Raw genomic sequence first — 1666 nt, 5'->3', positions numbered from 1 at the left:
CCTTGCACCTGCCGTCTATCGACCAGGTAGTCTACCTGGGCCCTTACCGGAAGGAGAACTAATCCCTGGAACGGCTTCCCGCTTAGATGCCTTCAGCGGTTATCCGCGCCGCACGCGGCTACCCGGCCGTGCCGTTGGTCGACAACCGGTTCACCGGAGGTGCGTCCACCCCGGTCCTCTCGTACTGGGGGCAGCCTCCATCGATTCTCCTGCGCCCACGGAGGATAGGGACCGAACTGTCTCACGACGTTCTGAACCCAGCTCGCGTACCGCTTTAAACGGCGAACAGCCGTACCCTTGGGACCTGCTCCAGCCCCAGGATGCGATGAGCCGACATCGAGGTGCCAAACCTTGCCGTCGATGTGGACTCTTGGGCAAGATCAGCCTGTTATCCCCGGAGTACCTTTTATCCGTTGAGCGACGGCCCACCCACTCGGGGCCGCCGGATCACTAGAGCCTGCTTTCGCACCTGCTCGGCTTGTGGGCCTCGCAGTCAAGCCCGCTTGTACTCTTGCATTCAAAAGGACGGTTGCCGACCGTCCCGAGCGGACCTTCGCGCGCCTCCGTTACCCTTTAGGAGGCGACCGCCCCAGTCAAACTGCCCGCCTGGCACGGTCCCCGAGCCGGTTGACGGCCTCGGGTTAGGACGCCGGTCGCGCGAGGGCAGTATTCCAAGGGCGGCTCCCCGGGGGCTGGCGCCTCCGGATCTTCGCCTCCTGCCTATCCTCTACACGCGGGACCAGCGGCCAATGCCAAGCTGCAGTGAAGGTTCACGGGGTCTTTCCGTCCTTCCGCGGGTAAGTCGCATCTTCACGACCAGTGCAATTTCACCGGGTCCATGGTCGAGACAGCGCCCAAGTCGTTGCGCCTTTCGTGCAGGTCGGAACTTACCCGACAAGGAATTTCGCTACCTTAGGACCGTTATAGTTACGGCCGCCGTTTACCGGGGCTTGGCTTCGGGGCTTCGCCTTGCGGCTAACTCCTCCGCGTGACCTTCCGGCACCGGGCAGGCGTCAGACCCTATACGTCGCCTTGCGGCTTCTGCAGAGTCCTGTGTTTTTGGTAAACAGTCGCTTGGGCCTCTCCACTGCGGCCCGCCTCCGCTCCCGGAGCAAGTCCGTTCACGTACGCGCGGGCACCCCTTCTCCCGAAGTTACGGGGCCATTGTGCCGAGTTCCTTGACCATGGTTGACCCGATCGCCTCGGTATGTTCTACCCACCCACCTGTGTCGGTTTGCGGTACGGGCGCGCACGCGCCTGCCTAGGGGTTTTTCTAGGGACCTCGGGCTCACTCGCTTCGCTTAAGTGCTTCGTCCGGAGCCTCGCCCTCGATGCGGACCGGATTTCCCTGGTCCGCGGGCCGCGCTCCATCACGGGGACGTCCAGAACCCCGCCGAGCCACCCCCATCCGTCGCCCCGTCGGTCGTAGCGCCGCGTGCGCGGTGCAGGAATGTCTGCCTGCTGCGCGTCGGCTACGCCTCCCGGCCTCGCCTTAGCCCCCGACTGACCCTGGGAGGATTAGCCTTGCCCAGGAAACCTCGGGTTCACGGCGGACGAGTTACTCTCTCGTCTCTCGCTACTCATGCCAGCATTCTCACTCCCATGCGCTCCACCGTCGGTCGCCCTCCGGCTTCTCCGCCCATGGGAAGCTCCCCTACCGATTCTA

1 rRNA gene is annotated in these 1666 nt (G+C 64.0%); it reads right to left on the bottom strand.

Going from position 1 to position 1666, the window contains the following annotated elements:
- Positions 1–1666, bottom strand: a 23S ribosomal RNA gene (locus tag ACTQXM_RS08935); the annotation flags it as partial.

It is taken from the genome of Collinsella sp. LCP19S3_D3, from assembly GCF_052121455.1.
Classification (GTDB): Bacteria; Actinomycetota; Coriobacteriia; order Coriobacteriales; family Coriobacteriaceae; genus Collinsella.
Note: the sequence above shows the minus strand (reverse complement) of the source record. Positions and strands in the feature narration are given on the sequence as shown.